We start from the raw sequence: 14442 nt of genomic DNA, 5'->3' as shown, positions 1-14442 counted from the left end.
ATTTTGAGTTGCCAGAGTCATTTCCTGGATTTTTGCAGGCGATCAAATCTTCCATTTGCGTTATATTAGAGTTGCCAAAGGCGAAAAGCGCATTAAAATTTGTATTTTTTACATTCATATCACTTTAGGGAGGATCTCTGTGAGCTATACTGTTGCGCTGGGTGGCAAGGGCGGCACCGGCAAAACCACCATTGCGGGTCTTTTGGTCCGTTACATGATCAACAATGGAATGAAACCGGTTCTGGCTATCGATGCCGATTCCAATGCTAACCTCAACGATGTCCTGGGGGTCAAGCTGGAAGAAACCCTGTCGGATGCCCGCGAAATGATGAAGACGGATGTTCCGGCGGGAATGACCAAGGACATTTTCATGGAAATGAAGGTTGAACAGTCACTCATCGAGGGCAACGGTTACGACCTCATCGCCATGGGGAAACCGGAAGGCCCGGGATGCTACTGTGCCGCAAACAATCTGCTCAGTAATCTCATCGACCGGTTGATGAAGAACTATCACTATCTGGTAGTGGACAATGAAGCGGGCATGGAACATTTCAGCCGCCTCACGCAAAAGGATATCGACCTTCTACTGCTGGTTTCTGACCCGAGTCGTAGAGGGATGACGGCCGCCTGCCGCATTGCGCAGTTGGTCCGCAGCCTGCCGATCCGCGTCGAGGAGACCTATCTTTTGGTCAATCAACTGCGGGCGGAGCCGGATTCATGGCCGCAGGAAGTCTTGGAAACTTTCGCTAAAGACCACATCAAGATGTTGCCTGCAGACCCTCTGCTTGCCCAATTCGATTTTGAAGGCAAACCTACGGCAACTCTCCCGGACGACGCCCCGATTGTGCAGGCGGCGAATGGTCTGTTCAAAGAGTTGGTCAAGCCGCCCAAGTATTGATCGGGAAAGAAAGGAGAATGGCTATGTTTCGAATCCGCCGTGCGTTGCTCAGCGTCACGGACAAGTCAGGTTTGGTGGAGTTTGCAAACGGGTTACGAGCCCATGGTGTGCAGCTCCTTTCAACGGGAGGCACGGCCCGGTTGCTGCGCGAGAACAGCCTGGATATTATGGAAGTCTCTGATTACACAGGGTTCCCTGAAATGCTCGATGGTCGAGTGAAAACCCTGCATCCCAAAATTCACGGCGGAATCCTCGCCATGCGAGATAATGCAGCGCACGTCAAGACCATGCAGGAGCATGGCCTTGAACCCATCGACATGGTGGTGGTCAACTTGTATGCCTTCGCCAAGACGGTAGCTCGACCGGACTGTACGCTCGAGGAGGCCATAGAAAACATCGATATCGGAGGTCCGACACTGATCCGTGCAGCCGCAAAAAATTTTCGCCATGTGGCGGTGGTAACGGACCCCGGGGATTATCCTGCGGTTCTGGATGAGATGCGCCGAACGAGCGGCCAGGTTTCCAGGCAAAAGAGCCTTGAACTGTCCTGCAAAGCATTCTGCCTGACGCACACCTACGACCGCCATATCTGTGAGTACTTGCAGAATGTGACGCGCGATGGCTCGTACGAATAGGAGAGGGTGCATTGATGAAGGTACTGGTAGTCGGTAGCGGAGGAAGGGACCATGCCATCGCATGGAAATTTGCCCAAAGCAAGCGTGTGAAACAGGTCTATGTGGCTCACGGCAACGCCGGCATCGCCCAAACCGCGATGTGTATTGATGCCAGAGAGATCGAACAGATGGCTGATTTTGCCGAGAAGGAGAACATCGACCTCACCTTTGTCGGCCCCGAAAAACCCCTCTCCGCCGGAATCGTAGACCTTTTTAACCAGCGGGGTCTCCCCATCGTCGGTCCCGATCAAAGAACCAGCCGTCTTGAATCGAGCAAATGCGATACCAAAGTGATGCTTCGGGAACTGGGCATCCCCATCCCCGAATTTGCCGTTTTTTCCGATCCGGACCGGGCCCGCAATTATGTACGTCGGATCGGGTATCCGGTCGTGGTGAAAGCGGACGGCTTGGCCGCCGGCAAGGGCTCTTTGGTGTGCGATGGCATGCAGGACGCCCAACAGGCAATTCATGAAATCATGGAGGAAAGGGTTTTTGGCGATTCCGGCGATCGCGTCGATATCGAGCAAAGGCTTTACGGGCGGGAGCTCTCCTTTTTCTGTTTCACGGACGGCAACACGGTGGCGCCGATGGTGGCGGCCCAGGACTACAAACGGGCCAGAGACAATGACGAAGGGACCAACACCGGCGGCATGGGCGCCTATTCTCCCCATCCGTGGCTGGACGATAAGCTGGTTGGAACCATCATGACTCGAGTTGCCGAGCCGCTCATCCAGGGGATCCGTGAGAAGTACGATATCGTTTACAAAGGCATCCTCTATCTGGGACTCATGCTGGTGGAAGAGCACGGCGAGGTGACCCCGTATGTGCTGGAGATCAACATTCGCCTGGGAGACCCCGAAGCACAAGTGATCTTACCGCGCCTGAAAACTGATCTGGTCGATGTCAGCCAGGCGATTTTGGAAAACCGCCTCGATTCCATCGAGCTCAAGTGGGATCCGCGCTACCGGTTTTGCTTGATTGCCACGAGCGGACGCACCAAAGGTAAGAAAGGCTGGTACAAAGGCTACCCGGGACGTTATAAAATCGGGGTACCGATCCACGGGTTGGATCAGGTTGACGACAATTGCCTGATTTTCCATTCCGGTACGGGGTTCAATGAGGCAGGCGAGCTGGTCACCACCGGGGGCCGCGTGCTGTGCATTGTGAGCAGTGGCGAGACCCTGACCGAAGCGAGACAAATCGCTTATCGAGAAATGCAGAAAGTGTCCTTTGAAGGAATATACTATCGAAGCGATATTGGAATTTCCTAGAGGAGGGGAGGTTGGCGACACAAGCGAATGACCCTGTGGTTGGAATTGTGATGGGAAGCGATTCAGATCTTTCCGTCATGGAAGCGGCCTGTCAGGTGCTTGAATCATTCCAGGTAACCTTCGAGTTGCGCATTTTGTCGGCTCATCGTTGTCCGCAGAAGACTTCCCAGTACGCCAGGGAAGCTTGCGCGCGCGGACTGCGCGTACTCATAGCCGGCGCCGGCTGGGCGGCTCACTTGGCCGGGGTGCTCGCCGCCGAAACCACCCTTCCGGTCATAGGCGTTCCCATAGCTTCTTCCCCGCTGCAGGGGGTGGATGCCCTTTATGCCACCGTGCAGATGCCCCCGGGGGTGCCGGTTGCAACCATGGCGATCGGCCAGGGAGGCGCGCGCAACGCGGCGCTCTTTGCAATCCAAATATTGGCGCTGCAGGACGTCGGACTGGCCGAAAAGTTTCGGCTGCACAAGGAAGAAATGATTGCCCAGATCGCCGAGAAAGATCAAAAATTGCAAGGTCGCATGGCCGGCGGGCATTGACCGCCGACCACGGCGGGACTTGCTGCGAGATTTCGTCAAGATGCAGGTGCCCTTATCCCATCCAACCAGGCCGAGGCTGTGGAAAATTCGTGACGGGCTTCCTATGGAACCGATCATCCGAGAGGCTTCTCTATCGATTGGCAGAGGCGGTGTGATCATCTATCCTACCGAAACCTTCTATGCCCTCGGGGGGTTGCCGACATCGCAAGGGGCAACAGGGCGCATTTTTGCCATCAAAGGAAGGGGCCATGACAAACCCTTGCCTTTGATTGCCTCGTGCCAGCAGGACGTACGGCAGGTGACCGCAGCATGGCCTGACACTGCGGAAAGGCTTGCCGGAGCGTTTTGGCCCGGCCCGCTCACGTTACTGCTGCCCGCTTCACCCAAACTCCCTGCTGAATTGCACTGGGCTACAGACAGGATCGCTGTTCGCATTTCATCCCATCCGGTGGCAACAGCTCTGGCCGAGGCAGTGGGAGGATTGTTGATCTCAACCAGCGCCAATATCTCCGGGCAGCCCGCCGTTGCCGATCCCGCCGACATGGAACCGGTTTTGACCTCCCAGGTAGACGGGCTGATTAATGCCGGCAGGTTGACTGGAGGCCGGCCGTCAAGCATCGTCGATCTGTCACAGGGCATTCCGAGGCTGATCCGTGCGGGCAGCATTCCGTGGCGTGATATCCGGGCCGTTTTGCAGGCATAACTGCGGATACTTCTCCGCCAGACTGACAATGCAACCTTAACTCGAGTTGATTTTGGTGAATTATTTAAGCATAGCCGCTCTCCTCATCATTTCACTTCTACTGCTAGTTTTTCTGCCGGCCGCCTATCGATGGCATTTGCTGGCAGGGCGTGAGCTAAGAGTCCTTTTGACAGGCGGCGGCACCGGCGGCCACGTCAACCCTGCCCTGGCTATTGCCGAAGGGATAAAGCAACGGGAACCCGGTACTCGCTTTCTGTATGTCGGAGTGCGAGGCAAAGCGGAAGCAGTGATTGTCAGACGTGCCGGGTATCCGCTGCGGTTCGTGTCCTCGGAGGGCTTCCCCGGGCTCAGGCCGTCCCCCGCTTCCTTGCGGTTTCTTTGCCGTTTGTCCCTGGGCATATGCCAGTCGATTGTCATCCTGCTTGGTTTCGCCCCTCGCTGGGTGATAGCCACCGGAGGATATGTGAGCGCCCCGATCATCTGCGCCACTCTTCTGCTGCGCGCCCTGAGACTTTCCCCGACCAAGATTTTCGTACACGAACAAAACAGTATTCCAGGCCAGTTGAACGCTTTTCTCGGCCGTTGGTCGGACAGGATCCTGCTGACGTTTCCGCAGACCCTCTCCTTCTTTCCCAAAAACGGCGTTGTTGTGGGCTACCCAGTACGCCATTCCATCGTGACCAAACCCAAAGAAGAAGCCCTTGAACAGCTTGCATTCACAATCCCAGAGAAAAGACAGGTAGTGTTCGTATTCGGTGGGTCACAGGGAGCACGCACCATCAACAGGGCCATCGTTGACGCTCTGCGCCACTTCATTCCACACCGGGAGCGATTGTTCATCATTCATGGCATGGGCCTCAACAAATCGTCGGACTATCATGCCGAACGAGATACTGAGAATCGACTCAAAGCCCAGTACAGCCGGGAGGAAAGAGATCTTATCGAGACCTTCTATTACCGCAAAGATTATTTCCACAACATTGCAGACGTGTATTCGGTCAGCGATCTGGTCGTGTGCCGCAGTGGCGCCGGCAGCCTGAACGAAATTTCACACCTGGGAAAACCCTCTTTGCTCATCCCCAAGGCCAACCTCCCCGGCGATCATCAGGTGATGAATGCGCGGGCAATGAAGCACTCGGGAGCAACAGAGATTCTCTTCGAGGATACTGTGGTGGAAGGCAACGAGGTGCTGGAAAGGGTTGACGGCAGCGCATTGGCAGAGCGAATATTAAGACTGCTCAACGATCCGGATCGACTGCGGGAAATGGCGGCCAAGAGTCTGCTGTTTTTGAGGCGGCGATCCAACGAGCGCATCTTGAGTGAGCTTTTTGAAGATCAAAATTACAACAATGGGACCGGCTTTCATTCCATTCCGTTCAAACCGCTGATGAACAATCACCGTCTGCTGCACCTGCTGAGCGCGACCTACCAGGCATCCCCCGGGGATTTTGACCCGGTGCGGGCGGTGGGCGATGAAGACGACCTCATCTACTATCGCCATCGGGCCGCCGCCCTGCTGACCCACGAAGCCTGGCAGGATCGCAACCTGGGAGTCAAACTCGTGGGACTGACACGATACGAGGAAAAGATTCCCGCACTGTTGCTCATGTTGACGGACCGGCAACCTGCTGCATTAGTCAAACGGCTGTTCGGCGGGGATTTCAAACAAGTGGGATTCATCCGCAGGAATGTTGTACAGGCCTTGCAGGTATTGAATCGGTTCAACGCCGAAATCGAACAAAGCCTGCTGATGGCCATAGCCGATCCGTATTTCGAGGTTCGCGCTCAAGCTTGCCGAGCGGCGGCGCATTTCGGATTCCTGCTTGCCGGCAAAGAACAATGGCTGCAAGCTCTCTTGGCTTGCCTCCAGGACAAGTCCTTCGAGGTCAAAGCGGAAGCAGCCAGAGCCGTGGGTGAGGTGGGAACCGATGGGCGCGCCGTCGAAGCTCTTATGGCGCTCAAGGAAGACTTGCTCTGGCAGGTGCGCGACGCGGCACTGAGGGGCATCAAGCGCCTCATGGAGCGCCGAGTGATCGCTCCTTCTGAAGAACTGTTATCGCAGGTGGGTACTTTCGTGCTCACTGCGACGGATTTCAGTCCGCATTTTTCCATTAAGGCCACCTACCGGACCATACAGGATTGCTGCCGCGAGGGGGCGGTTGAAGAGGGCCCGGTGCAAAGCCCTGCGCTTCTGCCTGATGCATTGGCAAGGAAACCCCGATGATCTACGAACTCTGCAACCTTCTCATGGAGCTTTCGGAAAGATTTTCTTTCTGCCGGCTGGTCAATTACATCACTTTTCGCTCCATCATGGCCGCTCTCACATCCGTAATATTCGTCTTTCTGTTCAGTCGCCCGTTCATTCTTTGCATGCATCGTCGTTCATTCTGGGATCAAGTGCGCGAAACCGGCACCCATTCAGCTTTTGATAAGAGCGGCACCCCTACCATGGGTGGGCTGCTGATCATTGGCGCGGTGCTGAGCTCTATGATGATCTGGGGAAATTGGCACAATCCTTTTTTGCTCTGTTCGCTGGCGGGAATGATCTGGTTCGGCTTGATCGGTTTCTGGGATGATTACGCCAAGGTCAGGCGTCACAGCGGCGATAAAGGCATGTCCGAGCGCACCAAGCTTATATTGCAGAGCCTTTTTGGAATTGGTTTTGCGTGGGTCTGTGTGGGAACCTATGCGCCCCTGGGAACGCTCGCCACCCAGTTGTATGTTCCCTTCTACAAGTATCCTCTAATTGATTTGGGGCCATACCTGTATGGGGCATTCATCTTCCTGTTCGTCATTTTCGTCTCCAATGCCGTCAATATAACCGACGGGCTGGACGGGCTGGCCATTACCCCGTCGTTGTTTGTGGTGACGGTTCTGGCAATTTTTGCCTACGTCGAAGGCAACAAGATTTATTCGGCCTACTTGTATTACCCCTATCTGCGTGGAGCCGGCGAACTCACCATTTTTGCCGCCGCATTTGCCGGTGCGGGATTGGGCTTTCTCTGGTATAATGCATATCCGGCGCAGATTTTTATGGGCGACACGGGCTCCCTGGCCATTGGCGGAACCATGTCGGTACTCTCTGTCCTGCTCAAGCAGGAGATGCTTTTCCCTTTGCTGGGCGGACTTTTCATTGCCGAGGCGCTCACCAGTCAGATACAGGACAAAATCGGGGTGCAGTGGCTGGGTCGCCGCCTGTTCTACCGAGCTCCGCTGCACCACAATTTGCAGCACATCGGCATTGCGGAAACCAAAGTGGTCATTCGCCTGTGGATCGTGTCCGGTATTTTGGCGCTGATTTCACTCGCCACATTGAAGTTGCGCTGACTGTCCTTCACCGGCATGGCCGGGCGGGGAAGTCGGAAGTTACAGGATTCATCTTAATGCCGCCGCTGATCATCCCACAAACCGCTATGATTTTGCTTTGCTGTGATCCTGCCACAAGCGGACCAGTGAAAAACGGGAAAGAAAGATGCGCATTCTTATCTTAGGGGCGGGAGCTCTGGGAAGTCTGATCGGCGCCAGGCTTTCCAGAACGAATGGTCAAGTGCTCCTGCTCACCACCGACCGCGAGCACGTCGCGTCGATCCAGCAAAGGGGCCTTCTGGTGGAAGAGCTGGACGGCAGCACCAGCCGCTATTATCTTCCGGCTCATGACCATCCGCACACCATTTCAGAAAAACCGGACATTGTTATTGTAACCGTCAAGAGCTACGACACGGTCGCGGCGGTTCACAGTGTAATGGATTGCTGCTGCGCTTCGACGGTTTTCCTGACCCTCCAAAACGGCATTGGTAATTGGGAAAGCATATCGCAAATGGTTGGCGAGGAATCGGTTTTGGCGGGCTCCACGGCGCAGGGAGCCACCATGCTGGAGCCGGGGATGATTCGCCACGGGGGCAACGGCCAGACTCATGTCGGAGAGATCAACGGCCGACTTTCACCACGGGTTCACCGCATTGTGGATGTTTTCCGCCAGGCTGAGATGGAAGCCCATGCCAGCGATGCCATGCAGCGGCTTATTTGGGAAAAACTGCTGATCAACGTGGGCATCAATGCCATCACAGCTCTTACCGGAATCACTAATGGGCTGGTTGCAGAGCTCGAACCTGCCAGGCACCTTTCCCAGTCTGCCGTTCAGGAGGCGTTTGACGTCGCACGCGCTAGAGGGTTCGCCATCGATGTGGACATTTTCGAACGTGTGCTGGCCGTGGCCAAAGCTACCGCTACCAATCGTTCTTCCATGCGGCAGGACGTAGACCGCAAAAAACGCACTGAAATCGACGCCATCAACGGAGCGGTGGTGCGCTTCGGACAAGAGGCGGGGATTGCAACCCCCGTCAATCAGTCCCTTGCCCGCCTCGTGCATACCCTGGAAGCCACTTACCTGATAAAGGAGGCGAACTGATATGAACAAACGTGTTACCGTCCCGGATATTGTTGCTGCCAAAGGCAAACGCAAGCTCACCATGCTGACCGCCTATGATTTTCCTACAGCGCGCTGGGTTGACCGCAGCGGCATGGATATGGTGCTGGTTGGGGACTCGCTGGCAATGGTCGTATTGGGCCATGAAGACACCCTGGCAGTCGGCATGGAAGAGATGATCCACCACACCAAGGCAGTCAGTCGCGCTGTGCAAAGAGCGCTGGTGATCGGCGATATGCCCTTTCTTTCCTATCAGGCAAGCATCGAGCAGGCGGTGCTGAATGCCGGTCGCTTTTTAAAGGAGGCGCACGCGCAGGCGGTTAAGCTTGAAGGGGGCACACGGGTTCTTCCCCAGGTGAGCGCCATGGTGGCTGCGGGAATTCCGGTGCAAGGGCACCTTGGTTTGACACCCCAGAGTGCGGCTCAATTGGGCGGATTCAAGGTCCAGGGGAAGACCGCGGAAGCGGCCAAGATTCTCATTGAAGACGCCCAGGAGCTGGCCGCCGCCGGCTGTTTCAGCATTGTGTTGGAAGCCATTCCGGCCGCCATCGCCGCCCGTATCACCGAGGCAGTTCCGGTTCCCACCATCGGCATTGGAGCCGGGAGAGAGTGTGATGGACAGGTACTGGTGATACACGACGTATTAGGGCTTTTTGACCGATTCGTGCCCAAATTCGTGAAACAATATGCACGGCTGAGCGCAACAATCGAGGAAGCGCTGACATGCTATCGTCAGGAAGTGGAGACGGGAGCTTTTCCTGGTCCTGAGCATACCTTCACCTTCGACGCAAAAGAGACGGATAAGCTGTGATTTACCGCGAGGGAATTTGCGGTTAGCGCGCACCTATCCTGTAGGTGCCGCGCAGGGTTCGCAAATACTGGCCGAGGGCCATCAAGGGAAAACAATTGCGGTAGTTATGGTAGCGGATGTAGAAGTGGTTGGGAAAGCCGGTTCCGGTAAAATAGGGTTCGTCCCAGGTTCCATCCGCCTTCTGGGTCCGCAGTAAATACTGGATTCCGCGCTGCACCGCAGGACTCTCCCCTTCTCCTCCCGCCAACAGCCCCATGACGGCCCATGCGGTTTGAGACGCGGTGCTGTGCCCCTGCCCTCTGAGCTCCGGCCTGGCATACGTCTCGCAAGTTTCGCCCCAGCCTCCATCGGGATTCTGGCGGTCTTTCAGCCATTGTAAGGCCCTCTGAATATACGGGGCACTGGGATCTTCCCCAATCGAGATCAATCCGCGCAGAACACTCCAGGTCCCGTAGATGTAGTTGACCCCCCAGCGTCCCCACCAGCAGCCGTCCTCTTCCTGCAAACCGCGCACAAAGCGGAGCGCCGCTTGGGCCTGCGGGTGAGTTTTTTCATAGCCGTAAAAGCCCATTGCTTCAAGCATGCGTCCCGTTACATCGGCGGTGGGGTAATCCACCATGGCTTCCTGATCGGCAAAGGGTATGCGATTCAAGATCATCATGGTATTGTCTCGATCGAAAGCCGCCCATCCTCCACAGCTGCTCTGCATGCTCAAACACCATTGCATGCCGCAATCTCTGGAGCACTCCAACCCGTCACACCTGCTATCGTCCAGCCGATGCAAAGTGTAGAGAATGACAGCCGAATCATCCACATCCGGGTAGTTGGTGTTGACAAATTCAAAGGCCCACCCGCCGGGAGGGCAACAGCTTTTTACCTGCCAGTCCCCTCCCGATTTGATCTGATTCTTGACCAGCCAGCGGGCAACCTTTTGCAGGCTCGGATGATCTGCAGGCACCCCTGCATCCAGCATGGCCAGGGCAGTAAGCGCCGTGTCCCACACGGGCGACACACACGACTGCATGCGCAAACCGCGCTCATCTTCCAGGCAAAAATTCTTGAGGGCCTTCAATCCCTTGCCTATGGCCGGGTGGTCTAACGGATACCCCAGGTAGTAAAAGGCCAGCACTGAGTACACCATCGGCGGTTGGATTCCCCCCCAATCACCGCTCTCCTCCTGACGCTCCAAGGTCCACGCTTCTGCCGCCCGAATGGCTCGCTCGCGGAGCGAACGAAGGGGGTATTTTTCATACAATTTTGCCAAACGGTCCAGAAGAGAGAATATTTTGTGGGTGTAGGTGATGGTGGTGGTAGGAGGAAACAGGGAGGGCTTGCCACCCACGAAAAGCTCGGGGATCGTTTTTTCCGCAGGGAGATCAAATTGCGGTCGCAACGCCATGACAATGGATAAGGGGACCGCCGTACCCCGCGCCCACATGCTGAATTCATAAATATTGAAATAAAAATGCTCCGGCAAAAGCACCAGCTCTACCGGCATCGTCGGGATCTCGTCCCAATCGTACTGCCCGAACAAAGCCAGCCACACCTTAGTGAAGACGCGCGACGATTCCACCCCCCCTTGTCGCAGAATAAAGTCCCTGGCCTTGCGAAGGCGGGCGTCGGTGGGATCTTCCCCCGCCAGTTTTAATGCGAAGTACGCCTCCACGGTGATGCTCAAATTGCCTTCATCCCCGTAGTACAGACCCCAGGCTCCGTTCGTCAATTGCTCATTATAAAGATACCGTACGGCACTCTCCTGCATCTCGGAATCGACGATTCCCAAAAGATGCAGCAGCATGATATATTCGCTGGTGATGGTGACGTTGGATTCGAGCTCGGCACACCAATAACCTTCCTCGTGCTGGCTCTCCAGAAAATGCCGGCAGCATGACTCAATGGCCCTTTCGATCTTATGAATCCAAACACTTTGGGTGGTGCTCAGTCGGCCACCCCCATCGCCATCCAGACTTCTCTGCCGGCCTGTATACTCTTCCTCGGCAAGTGCCGAAGCATGACTCAGCGGAACATAATTCGGACTGCCGCGGAGCGCTCCGGCGTTTTCTCGCTTCTCTGCCTCATCGAGAAAAACAGCCTGGCTTCCTCGCTTCCCTGTCCCTGAAATCATTCCGTCACCCTGACTCAGTTTTTTCCTCCTCGCCGCTCCAACTCGTGTCTGTCGCAACGGAAGATCATAAAAAATTATCTCAAAATCCCTCTCTACCGTCGCTCCGGTGCGGATTGCCCCTCACATGCTTCGAGAGAGGAACCCCGGATCCAGGAATTCAATAAATTTCGGACTCCGTCTTCTACCGGAATGACTCACTACAACATTCATGCATTTTGAGATAGTTACTCAGTGACTGTTCCCGCTCCACGGGTCCACCAATGCAAACAAAGCCCCTTTTATATTGCATCGGTGCCATCACCACAACAATGGCAGCCTACATCATTTGCAGCAATTTCTCAAATAATATAAGAATAACAACGCCCCTATAACACAACAAAACGGTCCTTCGTCAACCCATTAATAAAACAGCCTGTATAATAACCCTGTTTTTTTTCGCTTCAAGCTAAATCTTACTTCAGGGCCCGGCAAAACCGATTAACTTCCTGATACTATTGCTTTTTATCGGCCAAACGCGCGAATAGAGGGTGGATGAAGAAGAAAGCCGCAGCCACCATGATGATGGTAGCCCCGGAAGTGATGTTGAATGAATATGCGAGCCACAGGCCCATCATAACAAATAGACAACTGAACATAATGGAAAGGATCATCATGCTACGCATTGATTCGCTGTATTTTTCGGAAATGTAGGCAGGGATAGAAAGCAATGCAATCACCAGGATCAAACCCACCACCCGCACGATCATCACCACAACCAGAGCAATCATCGCCAGCAGTGCGAAATGCAGCACCTTGGCCGGCACCCCCATGGCCGTAGCGAATTCTTCGTCGAAAGATATGGCCAGGAAGTCCTTGTAAAAGAGAATCACCGCTGCCAGAATCACCAAATCCAAAATCAGCATGAGCAAGAGATCCGATTTCGACACGGTTAAAATACTCCCGAAAAGGTAACTCATGAGATCCACGTTGTATCCTGGCGTGATATCGATAAGCAGCACGCCTAGCGCCATTCCAAATGCCCACAGCGCTCCGATGACAGTGTCCGAGCGATGCCTGCTGTTCACAGTAACCGCCGCCATGATGGCCGCTATGACCAGAGAAAATCCACCTATCCCGACCAACGGTGCAAGCCCGAAATAGAATGCAATGCCGACCCCCCCGTAAGCCGCGTGGGCTATTCCTCCGGAAATAAAAACAATGCGATTGACCACCACCAGCGTACCGATGATGCCGCACGCGACGCTGGCGAGCAGTCCGGCATACAGAGCGTTGCGCATGAATTCAAACTGCAGAACTTCGATCATGATCTAATCGTCCTCGTGGTCGCGCAATACACGATGCGGTAATCCGTGAGCGACAAGCTCCACCGGACAATGGTAGGCCATGTCGAGCATTTCCGATGTGATTTCGGCAGCATCATGATAAAATAATTTTTGATTCACACAGGCCACCGATTTGATATAGGACGACAGAACACTCAGGTCGTGGCTGACGACCAGGATTGTCACGCTTTCATTGAGCTTCCGCAAAAACTCATACAACTCCGTTTGAAACTCCCGGTCTACACTTGCCGTCGGTTCATCCATGAACAAGATGTCGGGATCTCCAGCCAACGCTCGTGCAATAAAGACACGTTGGCGCTGTCCACCCGACAATTTCCCGATGTGGCGCTTCCGCTGTTCCCACATGCCCACTGTTTCCAAAGCTTTCTGGGCCATAGCCCGATCATGAGCGGAATAGCGGCGGGCACGCTTGGCATGGCCCAACCGCCCCATGAGCGTGGCGTCGAAGACCGAAATGGGAAAACTCTTATTGATATTGGTATCCTGGGGGACATAACCTATTTTGTGCACCACCTTGTGTGGTTCTTGCCCGAAAATTCTTACCCAGCCCCTGTCCGGTTTGAGCACTCCGAGCATGAGCTTCAAAAGTGTTGTCTTGCCACTGCCGTTAGGGCCAAGGATGGCCAGGAATGCCTTCTCCGCGATGTTGAGATTGACTTCTTGGAGCACTTGATGATCGTTGTAAGAAAACCACAGGTCTTGGATTTCCACCGCCCAGGTGTGCATAGCTTCCCCTATTTTGCTTCAGCAGCGATCTCACCTGCCACTTTCAGCAAATTCTCCTGCCAATCGGATGCCAGGGGATCGGCAGAGACTATCCTGCATCCTATTTCAGCGGCTATGGTCTGAGCGGTTCTTGAAGAGAATTGCGGTTGGACAAACAACGTTTTCACACCGCTCTTGCGGGCAAACGCTATGAGCTGCCGCAAACCCTTGGCCTTGGGTTCTTTCCCTTCGATCTCCACCGGAATTTGCTCCAACCCATAGGCCTCGGCAAAATAGCCCCAGGCCGGATGGAAGATCATAAATTTTCGCTGCCGTCCAACATCCTGCATCAGATTTCTGATCTTTTGGTCCAGCTTGACCAACTGCATTATAAAATCGCGGTAATTGGAATCGTAAACCGCCCTGTGGTCGGGATCCACTCGCAGCAGGCCGGTGAGGATATTGCGCGCTTGCAGCATCACCAGCGGCGGTGAAAGCCAGATATGCGGGTCATCGCCGGAACAACCCGTGCGGCTGGTGTGTGCATGCGGCACCACGGTGTGCTCTTCATCCACCTCCCCGGGCTCGGTATGCGCTTGCATCGCAAGCCTCTCAATTCCCGCCTGTGTGTGTACCACGAGCATCTGCTGATTCATCGCCGCAAATTTGGTGAGCCATACCTCTTCAAATGGAACTCCGATGGCAAAATAGGCCTTGGAACTTGAGAGATCGACCATCTGTTGCGGCCTGGGTTCATAGCTGTGGGGACTGGATCCAGGGGGGATCATAACGGTAATGTCGAGCCGATCGCCTCCGATCTTTTCCAGGAAATACCGCTGCGGAACGATGCTCACAGTCACCTTTAATCTCTCATCGGCACAGACGGGAAAAGCACTCATCCACCAAACAAAAAACAGAACCAGCCCCATCAGGCACTTTGCCATATTCAT

The 14442-nt window shown here is 54.8% G+C and carries 12 protein-coding genes and 1 pseudogene; 9 read left to right on the top strand and 4 right to left on the bottom strand.

Annotation, left to right across the window (positions count from 1 at the left end; all coding sequences use genetic code 11):
* Nucleotides 1–139: 139 nt before the first annotated feature.
* The 9 genes and pseudogenes from K1V27_RS04710 (at nt 140) to panB (ending at nt 9319) form a co-directional block, all read left to right on the top strand.
* Nucleotides 140–898, top strand: a complete 759-nt coding sequence (locus tag K1V27_RS04710; RefSeq protein ID WP_258928402.1) for an ATP-binding protein — start codon at nt 140–142, stop codon at nt 896–898.
* Between the two features lie 23 nt (nt 899–921).
* Nucleotides 922–1521, top strand: a pseudogene (gene purH, locus K1V27_RS04705) (bifunctional phosphoribosylaminoimidazolecarboxamide formyltransferase/IMP cyclohydrolase); the annotation flags it as partial.
* Between the two features lie 26 nt (nt 1522–1547).
* Nucleotides 1548–2843, top strand: a complete 1296-nt coding sequence (gene purD, locus K1V27_RS04700) for a phosphoribosylamine--glycine ligase (RefSeq protein ID WP_258928398.1) — start codon at nt 1548–1550, stop codon at nt 2841–2843.
* 11 nt (nt 2844–2854) lie between these two features.
* On the top strand, nt 2855–3379 hold the full coding sequence (purE, locus tag K1V27_RS04695; protein WP_258928396.1) for a 5-(carboxyamino)imidazole ribonucleotide mutase: 525 nt from the start codon (nt 2855–2857) through the stop codon (nt 3377–3379).
* Nucleotides 3380–3482: 103 nt separating this feature from the next.
* On the top strand, nt 3483–4082 hold the full coding sequence (locus K1V27_RS04690; RefSeq protein WP_258928395.1) for an L-threonylcarbamoyladenylate synthase: 600 nt from the start codon (nt 3483–3485) through the stop codon (nt 4080–4082).
* Between the two features lie 55 nt (nt 4083–4137).
* Entirely contained in the window at nt 4138–6306 is a 2169-nt protein-coding gene (locus K1V27_RS04685; RefSeq protein ID WP_258928394.1) for a glycosyltransferase, read from the top strand.
* Nucleotides 6303–7409 (top strand): phospho-N-acetylmuramoyl-pentapeptide-transferase, encoded by a 1107-nt coding sequence (gene mraY, locus K1V27_RS04680; protein ID WP_258928393.1) that lies wholly within the window; start codon nt 6303–6305, stop codon nt 7407–7409. Before K1V27_RS04685 ends, mraY begins: the two co-directional genes overlap by 4 nt.
* Nucleotides 7410–7554: 145 nt before the next feature.
* Complete coding sequence (locus tag K1V27_RS04675; protein WP_258928392.1) at nt 7555–8490, top strand: ketopantoate reductase family protein; 936 nt, start codon at nt 7555–7557, stop codon at nt 8488–8490.
* A 1-nt stretch (nt 8491) separates the two neighbouring features.
* Nucleotides 8492–9319: a 3-methyl-2-oxobutanoate hydroxymethyltransferase gene (panB, locus tag K1V27_RS04670; RefSeq protein WP_258928391.1), complete on the top strand. Its 828-nt coding sequence runs from the start codon at nt 8492–8494 to the stop codon at nt 9317–9319.
* 22 nt (nt 9320–9341) lie between these two features.
* Here the strand turns inward: panB and shc are convergent, their stop codons facing one another.
* From shc to K1V27_RS04650, 4 genes are all read right to left on the bottom strand, one after another.
* The gene (gene shc / locus K1V27_RS04665) at nt 9342–11444 is read right to left on the bottom strand and encodes a squalene--hopene cyclase (protein ID WP_258928390.1); all 2103 of its coding nucleotides are present in this window, start codon (nt 11442–11444) and stop codon (nt 9342–9344) included.
* Nucleotides 11445–11935: 491 nt separating this feature from the next.
* On the bottom strand, nt 11936–12748 hold the full coding sequence (locus K1V27_RS04660; protein WP_258928389.1) for a metal ABC transporter permease: 813 nt from the start codon (nt 12746–12748) through the stop codon (nt 11936–11938).
* 3 nt (nt 12749–12751) lie between these two features.
* On the bottom strand, nt 12752–13513 hold the full coding sequence (locus K1V27_RS04655; RefSeq protein ID WP_258928388.1) for a metal ABC transporter ATP-binding protein: 762 nt from the start codon (nt 13511–13513) through the stop codon (nt 12752–12754).
* Between the two features lie 8 nt (nt 13514–13521).
* Complete coding sequence (locus K1V27_RS04650) at nt 13522–14442, bottom strand: metal ABC transporter solute-binding protein, Zn/Mn family (RefSeq protein ID WP_258928387.1); 921 nt, start codon at nt 14440–14442, stop codon at nt 13522–13524.

Origin of the sequence: Desulfoferrobacter suflitae (assembly GCF_022603395.1) — a bacterium.
GTDB lineage: Bacteria > Desulfobacterota > Syntrophobacteria > Syntrophobacterales > Syntrophobacteraceae > Desulfoferrobacter > Desulfoferrobacter suflitae.
The sequence above is the reverse complement of the archived record's forward strand: the minus strand, read 5'-3'. Positions and strand labels throughout refer to the sequence as shown.

Excerpts from the sequence above, each read along its gene's own strand:
- shc (WP_258928390.1), bottom strand. The coding sequence starts at position 11,444 with ATGATTTCAGGGACAGGGAAGCGAGGAAGCCAGGCTGTTTTTCTCGAT.
- K1V27_RS04690 (WP_258928395.1), top strand. The coding sequence starts at position 3,483 with ATGGAACCGATCATCCGAGAGGCTTCTCTATCGATTGGCAGAGGCGGT.
- purD (WP_258928398.1), top strand. The coding sequence starts at position 1,548 with ATGAAGGTACTGGTAGTCGGTAGCGGAGGAAGGGACCATGCCATCGCA.
- K1V27_RS04660 (WP_258928389.1), bottom strand. The coding sequence starts at position 12,748 with ATGATCGAAGTTCTGCAGTTTGAATTCATGCGCAACGCTCTGTATGCC.
- K1V27_RS04655 (WP_258928388.1), bottom strand. The coding sequence starts at position 13,513 with ATGCACACCTGGGCGGTGGAAATCCAAGACCTGTGGTTTTCTTACAAC.
- mraY (WP_258928393.1), top strand. The coding sequence starts at position 6,303 with ATGATCTACGAACTCTGCAACCTTCTCATGGAGCTTTCGGAAAGATTT.
- K1V27_RS04650 (WP_258928387.1), bottom strand. The coding sequence starts at position 14,442 with ATGAATATGGCAAAGTGCCTGATGGGGCTGGTTCTGTTTTTTGTTTGG.
- panB (WP_258928391.1), top strand. The coding sequence starts at position 8,492 with ATGAACAAACGTGTTACCGTCCCGGATATTGTTGCTGCCAAAGGCAAA.
- K1V27_RS04675 (WP_258928392.1), top strand. The coding sequence starts at position 7,555 with ATGCGCATTCTTATCTTAGGGGCGGGAGCTCTGGGAAGTCTGATCGGC.